General features: G+C 45.6%; 14 protein-coding genes. 5 read left to right on the top strand and 9 right to left on the bottom strand.

The features are described 5' to 3' along the window. Nucleotides 1–31: 31 nt before the first annotated feature. The 3 genes from JGK14_RS04060 to JGK14_RS04050 form a co-directional block, all read right to left on the bottom strand. Entirely contained in the window at nucleotides 32–361 is a 330-nt protein-coding gene (locus JGK14_RS04060; RefSeq protein ID WP_293189957.1) for a type II toxin-antitoxin system PemK/MazF family toxin, read from the bottom strand. Then, entirely contained in the window at nucleotides 345–542 is a 198-nt protein-coding gene (locus JGK14_RS04055; protein WP_006633633.1) for a hypothetical protein, read from the bottom strand. Before JGK14_RS04055 ends, JGK14_RS04060 begins: the two co-directional genes overlap by 17 nt. A gap of 118 nt (nucleotides 543–660) precedes the next feature. Continuing rightward, complete coding sequence (locus tag JGK14_RS04050) at nucleotides 661–1,554, bottom strand: CNNM domain-containing protein (protein WP_293189960.1); 894 nt, start codon at nucleotides 1,552–1,554, stop codon at nucleotides 661–663. A gap of 246 nt (nucleotides 1,555–1,800) precedes the next feature. Here JGK14_RS04050 and JGK14_RS04045 point away from each other — a divergent pair, with 246 nt between their 5' ends. The 4 genes from JGK14_RS04045 (at nucleotide 1,801) to JGK14_RS04030 (ending at nucleotide 5,804) form a co-directional block, all read left to right on the top strand. Then, nucleotides 1,801–2,718, top strand: a complete 918-nt coding sequence (locus JGK14_RS04045) for a YihY/virulence factor BrkB family protein (protein WP_293178785.1) — start codon at nucleotides 1,801–1,803, stop codon at nucleotides 2,716–2,718. A gap of 10 nt (nucleotides 2,719–2,728) precedes the next feature. Then, on the top strand, nucleotides 2,729–3,058 hold the full coding sequence (locus JGK14_RS04040) for a hypothetical protein (protein ID WP_293281398.1): 330 nt from the start codon (nucleotides 2,729–2,731) through the stop codon (nucleotides 3,056–3,058). Between the two features lie 336 nt (nucleotides 3,059–3,394). Beyond that, nucleotides 3,395–4,663: a glycosyltransferase family 4 protein gene (locus JGK14_RS04035; RefSeq protein WP_325314792.1), complete on the top strand. Its 1,269-nt coding sequence runs from the start codon at nucleotides 3,395–3,397 to the stop codon at nucleotides 4,661–4,663. Nucleotides 4,664–4,763: 100 nt separating this feature from the next. Then, nucleotides 4,764–5,804: a glycoside hydrolase family 24 protein gene (locus JGK14_RS04030; RefSeq protein WP_325314791.1), complete on the top strand. Its 1,041-nt coding sequence runs from the start codon at nucleotides 4,764–4,766 to the stop codon at nucleotides 5,802–5,804. 191 nt (nucleotides 5,805–5,995) lie between these two features. Here JGK14_RS04030 and JGK14_RS04025 read toward each other — a convergent pair whose 3' ends face one another. The 3 genes from JGK14_RS04025 to JGK14_RS04015 form a co-directional block, all read right to left on the bottom strand. After that, entirely contained in the window at nucleotides 5,996–6,712 is a 717-nt protein-coding gene (locus JGK14_RS04025) for a DevA family ABC transporter ATP-binding protein (RefSeq protein WP_293178773.1), read from the bottom strand. Nucleotides 6,713–6,792: 80 nt separating this feature from the next. Next, nucleotides 6,793–7,977: an ABC transporter permease DevC gene (gene devC, locus JGK14_RS04020; RefSeq protein ID WP_293178770.1), complete on the bottom strand. Its 1,185-nt coding sequence runs from the start codon at nucleotides 7,975–7,977 to the stop codon at nucleotides 6,793–6,795. Between the two features lie 68 nt (nucleotides 7,978–8,045). Then, nucleotides 8,046–9,467, bottom strand: a complete 1,422-nt coding sequence (locus JGK14_RS04015; protein WP_325314790.1) for a biotin/lipoyl-binding protein — start codon at nucleotides 9,465–9,467, stop codon at nucleotides 8,046–8,048. 114 nt (nucleotides 9,468–9,581) lie between these two features. Between JGK14_RS04015 and JGK14_RS04010 the strand changes: the two genes are divergently transcribed. Continuing rightward, a complete protein-coding gene (locus tag JGK14_RS04010; protein ID WP_325314789.1) occupies nucleotides 9,582–10,190 on the top strand; it encodes a TetR/AcrR family transcriptional regulator in 609 nt (202 codons plus the stop codon). A 167-nt stretch (nucleotides 10,191–10,357) separates the two neighbouring features. Here JGK14_RS04010 and JGK14_RS04005 read toward each other — a convergent pair whose 3' ends face one another. The 3 genes from JGK14_RS04005 to hpsU all read right to left on the bottom strand — a co-directional run bounded on the left by JGK14_RS04005 (nucleotide 10,358) and on the right by hpsU (nucleotide 13,760). After that, entirely contained in the window at nucleotides 10,358–11,512 is a 1,155-nt protein-coding gene (locus JGK14_RS04005; protein WP_325314788.1) for a flagellar assembly protein H, read from the bottom strand. A gap of 64 nt (nucleotides 11,513–11,576) precedes the next feature. Then, nucleotides 11,577–12,980 (bottom strand): mechanosensitive ion channel domain-containing protein, encoded by a 1,404-nt coding sequence (locus tag JGK14_RS04000; protein ID WP_293178758.1) that lies wholly within the window; start codon nucleotides 12,978–12,980, stop codon nucleotides 11,577–11,579. 102 nt (nucleotides 12,981–13,082) lie between these two features. Continuing rightward, a complete protein-coding gene (gene hpsU / locus JGK14_RS03995; protein WP_325314787.1) occupies nucleotides 13,083–13,760 on the bottom strand; it encodes a hormogonium polysaccharide biosynthesis acetyltransferase HpsU in 678 nt (225 codons plus the stop codon). Nucleotides 13,761–13,783 lie beyond the last annotated feature (23 nt).

Raw genomic sequence — 13,783 nt, 5'->3', positions numbered from 1 at the left:
CGAAACTCGTTGACAAACTGTCGCTGCTGCACTAAAACCCTAACCAACCTCGGAGAGATTTCTCCAGTCGCTCAGCATCAGAATCTGCTAATTTGCCAATCGTTCTTACAACTAAGCTTTCATGTACTGTATACAAACCTCGCTTGACTGCTGTAGCCACATTTAACCCTGCTATTGACCATTCAGCGAGTACGAACTCACCCTCAATTAAGGATGCAGTTTTGCTTGTCAATGGCACAATCATAATGTCTTGAGATACGTGTGGCGCACTCAAAACAATTGCTGGTCTTACCTTAGAACTAGACAAGTCTGAAAAGGGATATCTAACCAAAATTATGTCATTTTTAGAGTAGCTGGGCATAGACATCATCCTCAGTATTATCCCAAACTGTATCTAGTGATGTTTGACTGGCTTGAAGCCAAAACTCAGCTTCTTCATCAGGTAAAACTGTTACTAATACTTTTGCCCCTTCGGGTAACTCTGATAACTCCAGCAGTTCAATTTTCCCTTGTCGAACAGTAGCCCAAAGTGTTTTTAGCATATCCACCTCATAAACTGTGCTTTATGCAATTTGCAGATTTCTGGTAGGTTGTCGCACTGAGCGACTAATTACAACCTAACACACATAGATCGAGGAAGTATTTAAGCCTGATTTAGGATTAATTCAAGACGAGTTCTGGATGTTGCGGCTCAAACAAAGGGCGAGTTACCTGACGCAGCAGCACTGTTTCTAAACTACCTTCTACTACATCTGCTGCTTCTATTTCTAATTCGCCCCACAAAAATCGATCGCCTTTATTTGGTATTTTACCGAAATTGTGGATCGCGAATCCGGCGATTGTTTGGTACGCTTGGTTGGTTGGCAGGTTTAACCCGAGTTTTTCGTTAACTGCTGTTACTTCCCAGACGCCGGAAATTATGGCTGAATGAGCATCTTTTTGAACGAGAGTTGCTTCGGAAGCTGGTAGCAGCGATTCTGACTGTTTACTGGTAATCCAACCTGTCAGCAGCCGCACCGTACCGTTGAGAATTGCTAGCAGCGGCCAGAGTATTTTCGAGCAGATTTCGAGGGCGGGCATCAGTAACAAAGCTGTGCGTTCTGGGGCGTGGGTTGCTAATACTTTGGGGATGAGTTCTCCTAATACTATCTCGATGTATGTAACGAAGATGAAAGCTACGGGAACTGCGATCGAATGCGCCGTCAGCATCGCGGGAAAATGACCGATCGGCAATTTGTCGATCCAGGGCTCGATCCAGTGTACAGTCGCACCCTCGCCCAACCATCCCAACAGCAGACTTCCGGCTGTTGTGCCTGTTTGAGTCACCGACAGGTAATGCGGTATGTTGTTCTGCGCTTGATGGACGAGTTCGGCGGTTTTCGCGTTTGGGCGATCGCGCAACTGGGCGAGTTGGCGGATTTGATGGCGATCGGCTGATACTAATGCTAGTTCTGACGCCACAAAAAACGCGATTAAAAGTGTTAAGCCCAGCAACATTGCTAATCTCAGCAGTGTTTCGGCGACTTCTATTTCCAGACAAGTAAGGTTATTCAAGATAGATATCTAATCTGATAGATGTTTAGGTTAATCATTTCATCTTAGCTTGCAATTCAGATAGATTGACGGCTCCACATATCGGATATCCGCACTACGGGTCTTCGTAAGGTGTGCATTGCACACCCTACAAATAGATAAAAAAAGCAATTTGCCATCCATAAATCTATCTTCTGGCCGACGAGAAAAAACTCATAACATATTACAATGCCTTTGTGAAGCATAAGTATAAGGAAACCAAAGGTAGTGAACTTAAAAACAGTCATATCGCTGCTAAAACAAACTTTTACTGAATGGCAAGAAGATAAAGCACCAACCCTAGCCGCCGCCCTAGCCTATTACACAGTTTTTTCCCTCGCCCCGCTGCTAATTATCGTAATTGCGATCGTCGGTTTAGTCTTTGGTGCAGACGCAGCCCAAGGTCAAATCGTCGCCCAACTCCAAAGTTTAATCGGCAAAGATGGCGCTCAAACTGTCCAAGAACTAATCCTTAAAGCTTCCGAACCCAAGTCGGGAATGATTGCTACTATAGTTGGTCTCGCTACACTTTTGTGGGGCGCTTCCAATGTATTTACTAACCTCAAAGAAGCTCTCAATACTATTTGGAATGTTTCACCGCCTCCGGGACGCGGCATTTGGGGATTTTTGCAAGACCGCGTATTGTCTTTTGCGATGATTTTAGGCATCGGTTTTTTACTGCTAGTATCTTTAGTCCTTAGCGCCATTTTAGCTGCCGTCAGCTATTGGTTGAACGGCTGGTTGCAGTTACCTGTTGGTATTTGGCAGATTGTGGACTTTGCTATCTCGTTTGGCGTAGTTACGCTGCTTTTTGCCTTAATTTACAAACTTTTGCCCGATGTCGATCTTGCCTGGAATGATGTTTGGATCGGCGCCGCCATCACCTCAATGCTGTTTACGATCGGCAAATCCCTAATAGGAGTTTACCTGGGAGGTAGCGGTATTGCCTCTACCTACGGTGCTGCGGGATCGTTCGTAATTATCCTGCTTTGGATTAATTATTCCGCTCAAATTCTGTTCTTAGGTGCCGAGTTTACCCAAGTTTGGGCTAACCGATACGGCTCTCGAATGCGAGGTTCGCGAAATAATACCCTGCACAGCGAAAAGGGGGAATCCTCCACACGCAAACATCGAAAAAATTCTTAACATTTGACAATTGGGAAATTTGAGGTTAAAGTCTATCCCCGGCTTTGATAAAAGCAAGAGCGAAGCAGCCAGAAAGCGGAAGGCGGAAGGAAATAAAAATTTTGAAGGCAATAATTTATCTTTCTCTTCGAGCGCCATGTCAAATTCTGTCTTTGGGAAGATTTACTTCTGCTTTCTCCACAGTTCAAATTATTTATCGCGACAGGTGAAAATTTTACCTCCGACTGACTGGATCGGCTCGAACAGCAAGCTGAAAGCTGGTTCGAGTTTGACAACTGCTCAAATCCGGGAAATTATCTTCACCCTCGTTCATTTCCATTTAGATTATCTAGAGTTTTAGCTGCTGCTGGTCTCTGTCAGCAGAAGGAAGTCGTTTGTCAATTTTTCCAGTGAAATTATCCCTGAGGGATGATTTATCGATCGCCTATTTTGACTTTAATAACAATTAGCAGCTACATTTCATTCCCCGCGCAGTAGCCAAAATCGCACATTAATCGGCTTTCAACAGTTGACAGTTGACAGTTGACAGTTGACAGTTGACCCCAAGAGAGCAACGTCTACCTAAAAGGAAAAGGATTGGAGTAATGAATAGTCTGATTTTAATTTCTCCCTCACTCGTGTTCCGGCTTTCAACCAATTCTTTCTGGTAAGTTTTTTTAAATTTTGGTAAACAATCATGATTTCATTAACAAAAAAACGCATCGCCCTGATCTCGGTACACGGCGATCCGGCTGTGGAAATTGGCAAAGAAGAAGCGGGCGGGCAAAACGTTTACGTGCGTCAAGTAGGAGAATCTTTGGCGAAACAAGGATGGCAAGTTGATATGTTCACCCGCTCATCCGATCGCGAACAAGCAAGTATTGTCCAGCACAGCCCCAATTGCCGGACAATTCGCCTCGTAGCAGGGCCGCAAGAATTTATTCCCCGCGATGCACTTTACGGATATTTGCCAATTTTTGTTCGCGAATTTCAGAAGTTTCAGTTAGAGTCAGGCTTTCAATATCCCTTAGTTCACACGAATTACTGGCTGTCTTCTTGGGTGGGAATGGCGTTGAAAAAATCGCAACCCCTGCGACAAGTTCATACTTACCATTCTTTGGCAGCAGTAAAATATAAGTCGGTTTCGACAATTCCGATGATTGCCAAAACCAGGCTGCACGTGGAAAAAACTCTTCTGGAAACAGCCGATCGCGTGGTGGCTACCAGTCCCCAAGAAAAAGAGCACATGAGGTCTCTGGTGTCCTCAAAAGGCAATATAGACATCATTCCCTGCGGTACCGACACTCAGCAGTTTGGGTCGATCGCGCGATCGGAGGCCCGCCGCCAGTTGGGAATAGCGCCAGAAACCAAAGTGGTGTTGTACGTCGGCCGTTTCGACCTCCGCAAGGGCATCGAAACCTTAGTCCGCGCCGTCAGTCTGTCAGCACTGCGAGGCAAAGGGGATTTAAAACTGATCGTTGGCGGTGGCTGGCGCGAGGGGGAATGCGACGGAAAAGAGCGCGATCGTATCGGCAGCATCGTTGAAGAATTAGGCTTAAGCGACATTACCAGCTTTCCGGGCGGCTTGAGCCGAGACATTCTCCCCGCCTACTACGCAGCCGCCGATGTCTGCGTCGTTCCCAGCCACTACGAACCCTTCGGTTTAGTCGCCATTGAAGCGATGGCCTGCCGCACGCCCGTAGTCGCCTCCGACGTGGGAGGGCTGAAATATACCGTAGTGCCGCGAGAAACCGGTTTGCTGGCGCCGCCGAAAAATGAAGCAGCCTTTGCAAGTGCGATCGATCGGCTGTTAGTTGACTCAGTATGGCGCCAGCAACTCGGACAAGCAGGCAGAATGCGCGTCCAAGCCAATTTCAGTTGGGACGGTGTGGCCTCCCAACTCGGTCAACTTTACACTCAACTGCTCGAAAAAGCGGCGATGAAACTTGACCCCGTGAGCGCTTAGTAGTATCACTTAGTATGGTTGAAGCCTGTTTCCCTCGATCCCTATCCATCTCATCTATAAACTGGGAACCTTCAACTAGAAGTGATATGAGGAGGTACTCTTGTACGCATCAGAACATCTGGGAAGACATCTGCTTCGTATGTCCGACCAAGAGCTAATTCGTCTGTGGGTAAACCGCAAATCTACCCCCAGCAAGCGCTTTAGCTGGCAGGCCGCCAACGGTTTTCAACTGTTTGTAGAAAAACCTTTGGCAGAAGTGACTCTGACAGATATCCAGACTTTCGCCGCAGCGATGAGGGCTCGCAAAGTTCCACCCCGTTTCTACAAGCAAACCTTGCTAGCTCTAAAATCGCTGTTCGCCTTCGGCCAGCAAACCGGAATCTTGCCCGCAGCTATCCCCCTCTACGCGTGGCCGGTGCGAGAGCACAGCCAGCAGTCCAAACGACTCCGTTTGAGGCTGGGGTGGGGTTTGTGCATTTGTTTGTGCTTTTTTTTGGGTAGAATGACCCCAAAACTTTGGGGGCAAACAGTCTCGGCAGAAATGTCGCCACCTCCAAAACGCCTGACTGCCTCGGCAGAAAGCTCGCCGGCTTCAGCATCAGAAGCGTTGCCGAAAGTTGCAACTGACGAGCCACCAGACAAAGGAGATCGGAACGACGATAACGAGGATAATATTGAGCGCGATCGGGTAAAAGCATTTCTCGACACCATCGCCAGCGCCGAAGGCACCGCTGCTGCCGATGGCTACCACACCCAGTACACAGGAACCAAATTTGCCAGTTTCAGCGACCATCCCAGGGAAATGAGATGCGGCCGCCGCTACGGCAAAAAACTCTGTTCCGACGCTGCGGGGCGGTATCAGTTTCTCAGCACAACTTGGGACAGATTCGCCAAAAAATTCGGTGTCAAGGATTTCAGTCCAGAAAATCAAGACCTAATGGCTATAGAGTTAATTCGAGAACGAGGTGCATTAGAAGATATAAAAGCGGGTCGATTGGAGCCAGCAGTCAGAAAACTCGCTTACATCTGGCCTTCTTTTCGGCGTTTTGGCGGTTCCGTGGACTCGTCGCTGCCCAAACTCGAAAAAATGTACCTGCACAATTTAGGGATTTATCGCCCAGAATTGGTTGTTAGCAATTAGTTGACAGTCCGAGGACGAGTTGGAATTTGCGATTTTGGATAAAATTTTGAGTTCCAAAATTCAAATTTGGGGAGTTATGGGTGATGTCTATTTTTGGGGAAACTAGAGGGAAGAATGAGCAATTCCCATTACCTATTATCAATATAATTTATCTGTCAACTGTCAACTGTCAACTGTCAACTGTCAACTGTTTAAGCTAATTTTCCATCTTCCATGTTAACGATGCGATCGGCAATATCCAAAATTCGGTTATCGTGGGTCACTAACAAAATAGTACAACCTTGCTCTTTAGCAAGTTTCTGCATCAAATTGACCACTTCGCGCCCGGATTTGCTGTCCAGGGCGGCTGTCGGTTCATCAGCTAAGACAATTTGCGGGCGACTAACTAAGGCACGGGCGATCGCAATTCTTTGTTTTTGTCCGCCCGACAAGTCATCGGGATAATAGTTCAGCCTATCTTCTAGTCCTACTAATTCTAGCATTTGCCCAGAGCGATCGCGCATTTCGACACGGGACAAATTGCCGTGAACTTCCAAACCCATTTGGACATTTTGCAGCGCCGTCAAACTGCGGTGCAAGTTGTGGGCTTGGAAAATATAGCCAATGTTACGCCGCGTCTTTACTAATTTATCTTGGCTGGCATTGCACATCTCTTGACCGAGAATTTTCAGACTGCCAGATTGACCCGATCGCAATCCGCCAATCAATGTCAAAAGCGTGGTTTTTCCCGAACCGGAAGGCCCGGTCATCAGGACAATTTCACCTGCATATATTTCTAGGTTGATATCAAAAAGTACCTGTTTTTGCAGTTGACCTTGACCAAAGTAGTGGTCGAGTTTGTGCATGGAAATTACAGGCTCGGAAATCTGTAGGTTGGTGGTTGTGGGGTTAACAAGAGTGGATTTCATAAGTTAAGGATTCGGATTTTTTTAACCACAGAGGGCGCAGAGAACACAGAGAAAGATCAGAGAGAGATGAATAATTGGGATTAAAAAATGTCGGCGGGGTCGGCTGCTTGCAGTTTACGAGTGGCAATAGCTCCTGAAATACTGCACATAACCATGTTCAAAATTAATACTGCTAATGCTCGACCTATGGTCATGTATAAGGGTAAATTTGTAGCTTGACGAGTCACATGATATAGTGCTACAGAGACTCCTACTCCAGGTAAAAAACCGAGGACAGAAAGAATAATAGCTTCTTCAAAAACAATGCCGAGCAAGTAAATATTGCGGTAGCCCATTGCTTTGAAAGTAGCGTATTCTGCCATATGGTCGCTGACATCGGTTGACAGAACTTGATAAACGATAATTACTCCTACTACGAAACCCATCGCTACACCCAAGTTAAAGACAAAGCCGATCGCAGTATTTTTAGCCCAATAATTTTTCTCGAACTCGATAAATTCTTGTTTGGTCAAAACCTTGACATCCGACGGCAAATATGCTTTTAAAACTTGTTGGACTTGCAGCGAGTCAGCACCGGGTTGCAGTTGAATTAATCCGGCATTTACGCTTGCAGAATCCTGTCGGGGAAACAGGCGTAGATAATTTTGATCGCTGGTGATTAAAGCTCCGTCAGCGGCAAAAGATGCTCCAACTGTAAATAAACCGCCGATCGCAATTGTGCGCCGATCGATCTCAGTTTTAACAGATTGTCCCTGATTAATTTGGGCGATAGACCCTTGATAATCTCCCCTTGAAGCTCGGTCAAATAACACAGTATCCGGCAATTTAATCAAGTTCAAATTTTTGTTGACTTCTGGCAGGTCAAATGCAGGGCGATCGGGATTAAATCCCAACACCATAATCGACGTTTCCTGCCTAGTTTCGGGATTTTTCCAGTTGGCAATTTTCACGTAAAGTGGATCGGCTGATTTCACACCAGGTACATTCATCGCCTGATATAATCTGCGTCTTGGGAAAGAAGATAAATTCAGCAAATTCCGGCCTTGGGGATTCATCAAAACTAAGTCTGTTTGCAAAGTTTGGTGCAGGCGCGTATTGCTACTGTAAAGCGCATTTTGAAATCCCAACTGCATGAACATCAAAACGTCAGCAAAAGCAATTCCTGCTACTGCAACCGCCATTCGTCCTTTGTCGTGACTCAGTTGCAACCATCCGAGAGGAGTTCTGTTTCTTAACTGTTGTAAAGGTTTAATTAGTCCAATCATATCTCTCTTCTCTTCCTCTGTTTTCTCTGTGTCCTCTGCGCTCTCTGCGGTTAAAAAAATCTTAATTCTTAATTCCCGCCGATCGCAACTTTGACTTGCAAATTGGTCAATCCCGCTACTTTCTGACTGGAAGCGGCATCCAAACGCACTTTCACTTCCACAATTCGAGCATCAATATTCGCAGAAGGATCGGTGTTAACAATGTTTTGCCGCTGCACCTGCAAACCGATATATTCTACTTTTCCCTGCAATTCGCCCTGGAAAGAATCGCTAGTAATTTTGGCTGGCTGTCCAATCCGTACTTTGTCCACATCGCTTTGGTAGATTTCAGCCACCGCCAGCATTTCGCGAGTTTGTCCAAGTTCGACAATGCCATCGTTTCCCACTTTTTCCCCAGGATACGTGTGAATTTTCAGGACTTGAGCATCTCTGGGAGCGTGGATGTAAGCTAGAGCTAAATTGGCTTTGGCTTGTTTGGCGGCGGCTTGGGCGGAACCGACTTCGGCGGCGGCTGCTTCTATGTCAACGGGGCGCACTTCGGCGATGCGATCGAGATTTGCTTCCGCTTCGCCGATTTGCTGCTGTCGAGATTCCTGAATTTGGCTGAGTTTCGCTTGCGCTTCATTAATTTGTTGTTGGCGAGATTGCTGAATTTGATTCAGTTTGGCTTGCGCTTCGTTAATTTGTTGTTGGCGAGATTGCTGAATTTGATTCAGTTTGGCTTTTCCTTCGTTGAGTTGCTGTTGGGCTGTTTCGGTGGCGAGGGTTTTGCTGTCGCTAGTTGAGGCAGAAATTGCTCCTTGTTGGTACAGTTGCGAGTAGCGTCGCTGTTCGTTTGTAGCGTTGCGGAGTTCGGCTTCTATGCGAGCAATTGCTGCTTGTTGGGTTTGAATTTCCCCTTGCTGTTCGGCTTTTAGGCGCGCAATGGTGGCTTGTTGGGCTGTAATTTCGGTGCTGCGATCGACTTCTAAGCGAGCAACGATCGCCTGTTGCGCTGCGATCTCGTTACTGCGATCGGCTTCTAAGCGGCCAATAGTGGCTTTCTGGGCTTGAATTTCGCCATTTTTGGCTCCTGCTTTCACTTTTGCGAGATTTGCCTGGGAAACGCGTACTTGTTGTTGAGCTTGGTCAAAGGCTGCTTGCTGGCGATCGCGATTGTCGAGAATTGCGATCGTCTCACCTGTTTTCACTCTGTCTCCTTCTTTTACCAGGAGTCGATCGATCCTGCTTCCATCCGCCGCCCCAGATCCCGAAACTTTAATCACTTCTCCCCTCGGTTCCAATCGCCCCAAAGCTGTCACTGTGGTTAATTGGGATGCTGCGACGGCTGCTGCTGCGGTTGCTGCGTTGGGATCGGGAAGGCGCGATCGCCAGATCGTGTAACCAGTAGTTCCCCCAGCCGCCAGAGTTGCTAACGCTGCTACAACTACGAGTTTTTTAACTAAGGGTGAATTAGAAGATAAGCTTTCTGCGGTTAATCGGTGTACCATGACACACCTCATGATTTGGGTAGGTAAAAACTAAACGGTTTAGTTCATGTTTGAATACTAAACCGTTCAGTATAATGATGTCAATACCCGAAGCAAAAATTACAGAAACCAGAGATGGCTAGGACAAAACCAATCGAACCCGACGGAACATTAGGTGACAAAAGCGAGCAAATCCTGCAAGGTGCGATGCAAGAATTTTTAACCCACGGCTACGCGGGTACGAGTATGGACAAGGTAGCCAAGACGGGGGGAGTTTCCAAAGCCACGGTTTACAGCTACTTTCAAGATAAGGAGGGATTGTTTGCAGCCTTGGTGCAGTGGCTGGCGCGAAAAAAAGTCCATTTTACAATTCTGGATGAAGAACCCGCCGTAGCGCTGCGATTCATTGCCACAACTATATTGGATCAGGCGACGCACGAACCCGAATTTCTCAATTTCGTCAGGCTAGTGATTGCGGAGTCGGGGCGTTTTCCCCAGCTAGCGCAGACTTTTGTGAGAAACTTAGCTAAACCGGGTATCGATCGGCTGACTGAATATTTAACATTGCATCCAGAGTTAAAATTGTCCGATCCGGAGGCGACGGCGCGGATTTTTATTGGCTCTCTGGTATATTTCCAGTTAACGCAGGAGATGATGCACGGTAAAGATATTATGCCCATGGAGCGCGATCGAGCGATCGACGCTCTGCTGCACTTGATTTTGCCTGCGGAGTTACATTCCTAGTGCGATCGAATGTTGATGGGAAGATGGGTGATGGGGTTAATTTTTGAGGTTTTGAGTAGTCGCTTTCCCTCTCTCTTTCCCCCATCATTTGAGCTTTAAAACTTTGCTGTCAACTGTCAACGGAGAGGGCGGGCACTCTTGGCACCGCCCCTACAAACTATTAACTGTCAACTGTCAACCAACCTTTCCCTCAATTCAGCATCCGATAACTGTGGCAGTTGTTCTACAAACAATGTCAATTCTGCGATCGGCAAAGCCAATAAATTAGTCACAGCCTGGGGCCGAATCTCCTCCAAGTTAGTAACAAACATTTTCAATACACTTTCAGCTAACAACTTGACCGCTTCTTGCCGCCCCGATTCATCGACTGTCAGCATCGATATTGCCAGCAACAAAACCGTAAAATCCGCAGCAAACAACTTGGATATTGGAGATAGAAAAACAGTCATTTTCGGGCTTAATTCTCCAAAGCGAACTCGCAGAAAATTTTCCAAGATTAACCGCTGTTGTTCTTGTCTGCCTCGTTCTAGCCCTCGTTCTAGCCCTTGTTCCAGTCCTCGTTCTAGCCCTCGTTCTAGCCCTTGTTCTAATCCTTCTTCCCTAGCTTGTTGCTGTGCAGCTTGTATTTGTTCTCGAAAAAGTGGTGCAATTGCCATAATTAACTCCCGCTCTTCTGGCTCTAATTTCTGTGGGATATCAGCTACTAAATTTGACTGTAACCGATACAATAATTCTAGCGCAGTAATCCGCAACGGATCGTCCGTTGCTAAAACGCTCATTTGGGCGATCGCCCTTTCCTGCACTTTCCCTTTGCCCAAAATCCTCAACCACAGAGTTTCGGGAGTTTCTGGCAACTGGTGAATCACCACAATTACCGATTCCCAATGCCCCGGCAAAAAATAAATTCCTTCAACCCAATTTTGCGAGTTCGGTATCGCACCAAAACCCTCTACCAATGCTTTCGATGCTGTAGGTGTTAAAATCCACAGTCTGGGCAACTCAGCATCATCAGAGGGAGTATTTTTTCTTTTAGCCCCCCGCTGCAATTCACCTCGCAAATTCCACAGCTTAATGATACAGCTAATCGCCTCGACCACATTTACTGGATTGCGAAACGGTTCAAAAATAGCAGTTGTACCAGCCATTTTCCCCAACAATCCTAGATTTTCGGAGTATTCGGGAATTGGGGTACCAGGAGTGAAGTAAACATCGATTTCTCGGACTTCGCTTGTCACATCGCGACCGACATTCACCGTACCGATCGGCGACAGCAATTCTTCCAGAAATTCTTTAGCAAAGCGATCGTGAATAAATCGCGTCATATAATTAAGACAATTTTTTATGAGTTGATTTTAGCATATTTCCAAGATATTTATTAAGCGAATTTCAACTTGAAACACTAAATAAATTCTTGAGTCTTTTTCTCACCCAATCTACAGGATTTACCTCATCTTCTTCTTGTACATCTACCAATTCCATTTCTCGCAGTTGCTGCTGTTTCTCCTTTAGTTCTTCATGTTTGACTATTTCTTGAATAATCCGTTCGGATAAATCTGGCCGTTCTAAAATCTTTTGTAATCCTTCTTTATTGATAGCAAACACAATAGTTTCTTCCAAAGCTTTCACCGAAGTAGTTCTAGGAATTCCCAGTATCAAAGAAAGTGTGCCAAAAAACTTGCCCCTACCCAGATGAGTCAGTTCCTTATCAGTTGCTGCGATAAACACTTCTACTGAACCAGAAAGAATCATATAAAAAGCATCTCCTGGGTCGTTTTCTCGGAACAAAAATTCTTGCGATTGCAGCCGTTGCCGATAGCCAACTTCCATGAGTTGTCGCAATTCTATATCGTTCAAAGTTTCAAAGTATTTTACCTGTCGCAACAAACTACTGAGGGAAGATAACTGTTTGCTTTCCTCTCCAACAAAAAGCATTCTTTTTGCGAGTTTATTAGATGTTTTGACATTGAATGGAAAATTGATTTCCTCCTGGCGAAAATGATACTCGATCGCAAAATTCAAAGAACTTTTAATAACTTCTCGATCCGTTGGTCGATCGGTCCACACTAAAAGTTCAAATTTAAAGCAATCATTGCCAAACTCGGCAAATAATACTTTCGGATTTGGTTCGTACAATACTCCTGCTTCTGTATAAGCAATGTTTAAAAGAGTTTCTGTTACTAACAGCGGGTCACTATTTCCGTCTACTTTTATCGAAAGTCGCAGGCAAAGTGTCGAATTTTCGTAACTCCTATTAACAATTTTGTTGCTAATCATGTTACTGTTGGGAACTATGACGCTGGAGTCGTCGTTGGTTTTGATAATAGTCGATCGAATCGAGATTTTTTTGACTACTCCCATCAATCCTTCTAATTCCACGAAGTCTCCCACTTTGACAGGTCGATCTAAAAGCAGCGTTAGTCCGCTGACAAAATTGGTGGTTAAATCTTGTATTCCGAAACCAATTCCTACTCCCAATCCGCCCGCAATTACTGCAAAAGAAGCAAGGTTAAATCCTATTCCTTGGATCGCAATTATCACTCCCAGTGCTATGATTAAATAGCGCAAAATAACTGCTATGGCTTCCTGATTCCCCTCATCAATTCCTAGTTTTACGAGCAAGCGCTCTTTCAGAAAATCAGTAAAAGTTCGCGATACGATCAGCACAATCATGAATGATATTATCAGTTCCAGAAGCGATCGCAGCGATACAGAATTTTCCCCTATCTTAAATAAGGTTGCTGTAAAGAGCTGGAAAAGATTAGTCAGTAGTTCTTGGGGTACTGTATTCATTCTTATTTCAGAAAAATATTTGTATAACCAGCATTAAACCAGCTTGTAGTAAGGACTCAAGTCCTTAGTCCCAAGTTAGACAAAAAAGGAATGAAGTCCTGACTACAAACTTTTATTAATTTCTCGCCGATGGCGCGGACGACATGGACTGCCCATACAAACAAAGCTGGCGGGCATATTTTCAAACACACTGCTACGAGCTCCAATTAAGGCATTTGCACCGATCGCAACACCAGGGCCAATGAAACAGTCGGCGGCAATCCAAACGCCGTTATTAATGATAACAGATGCTGTTATTAACCCAAAGGCTGGGTCTTGAGGGTCATGAGTGCCGGTGCAGAGGTAGCTTTTTTGAGAAATGACGCAGTGTTTGCCGATCGCAATTCGCTCCAAACTGTACAATACAACATCATCTCCGATCCAACTATAATCGCCGATTTCAATTTTCCAGGGATAGGTAAAACGAGCTGTGGGGCGGATAATCACGCCAGAACCTATTTTCGCTCCAAATAACCGCAACAAGCCGCTTCTGATGCCATTAAAAGGGTGTGGAGTGAGGGGAAATGCGATCGCCTGCACGAACCACCAAACCAAAATTAGCCAACCAGGTCTGCCGCGATCGAAATTTGATTGGTTGTACAGCCGCAAATCAATTAAAGATTCGCCTGTTAAAATATTTGGTTGGTTGTCGCCAATTGGACGATCGTTGATTTCAGGATTTGGGGAATTTGCGATCGGATGCGGCGGTTCCGGGTCGGGACTTGGCGTATAATGAGTCATCTAATGTTTGATTGAAAATCGAG

The organism is Microcoleus sp. PH2017_28_MFU_U_A (assembly GCF_020738035.1).
In the GTDB taxonomy this organism is placed as follows: domain Bacteria; phylum Cyanobacteriota; class Cyanobacteriia; order Cyanobacteriales; family Microcoleaceae; genus Microcoleus.
This window is presented reverse-complemented; position numbering and strand designations above follow the sequence as displayed.

Coding starts and splice junctions, on each gene's coding strand:
- JGK14_RS04060 (WP_293189957.1), bottom strand. CDS start 361: ATGCCCAGCTACTCTAAAAATGACATAATTTTGGTTAGATATCCCTTT.
- JGK14_RS04055 (WP_006633633.1), bottom strand. CDS start 542: ATGCTAAAAACACTTTGGGCTACTGTTCGACAAGGGAAAATTGAACTG.
- JGK14_RS04035 (WP_325314792.1), top strand. CDS start 3,395: ATGATTTCATTAACAAAAAAACGCATCGCCCTGATCTCGGTACACGGC.
- JGK14_RS04025 (WP_293178773.1), bottom strand. CDS start 6,712: ATGAAATCCACTCTTGTTAACCCCACAACCACCAACCTACAGATTTCC.
- devC (WP_293178770.1), bottom strand. CDS start 7,977: ATGATTGGACTAATTAAACCTTTACAACAGTTAAGAAACAGAACTCCT.
- JGK14_RS04015 (WP_325314790.1), bottom strand. CDS start 9,467: ATGGTACACCGATTAACCGCAGAAAGCTTATCTTCTAATTCACCCTTA.
- JGK14_RS04010 (WP_325314789.1), top strand. CDS start 9,582: ATGGCTAGGACAAAACCAATCGAACCCGACGGAACATTAGGTGACAAA.
- JGK14_RS04005 (WP_325314788.1), bottom strand. CDS start 11,512: ATGACGCGATTTATTCACGATCGCTTTGCTAAAGAATTTCTGGAAGAA.
- JGK14_RS04000 (WP_293178758.1), bottom strand. CDS start 12,980: ATGAATACAGTACCCCAAGAACTACTGACTAATCTTTTCCAGCTCTTT.
- hpsU (WP_325314787.1), bottom strand. CDS start 13,760: ATGACTCATTATACGCCAAGTCCCGACCCGGAACCGCCGCATCCGATC.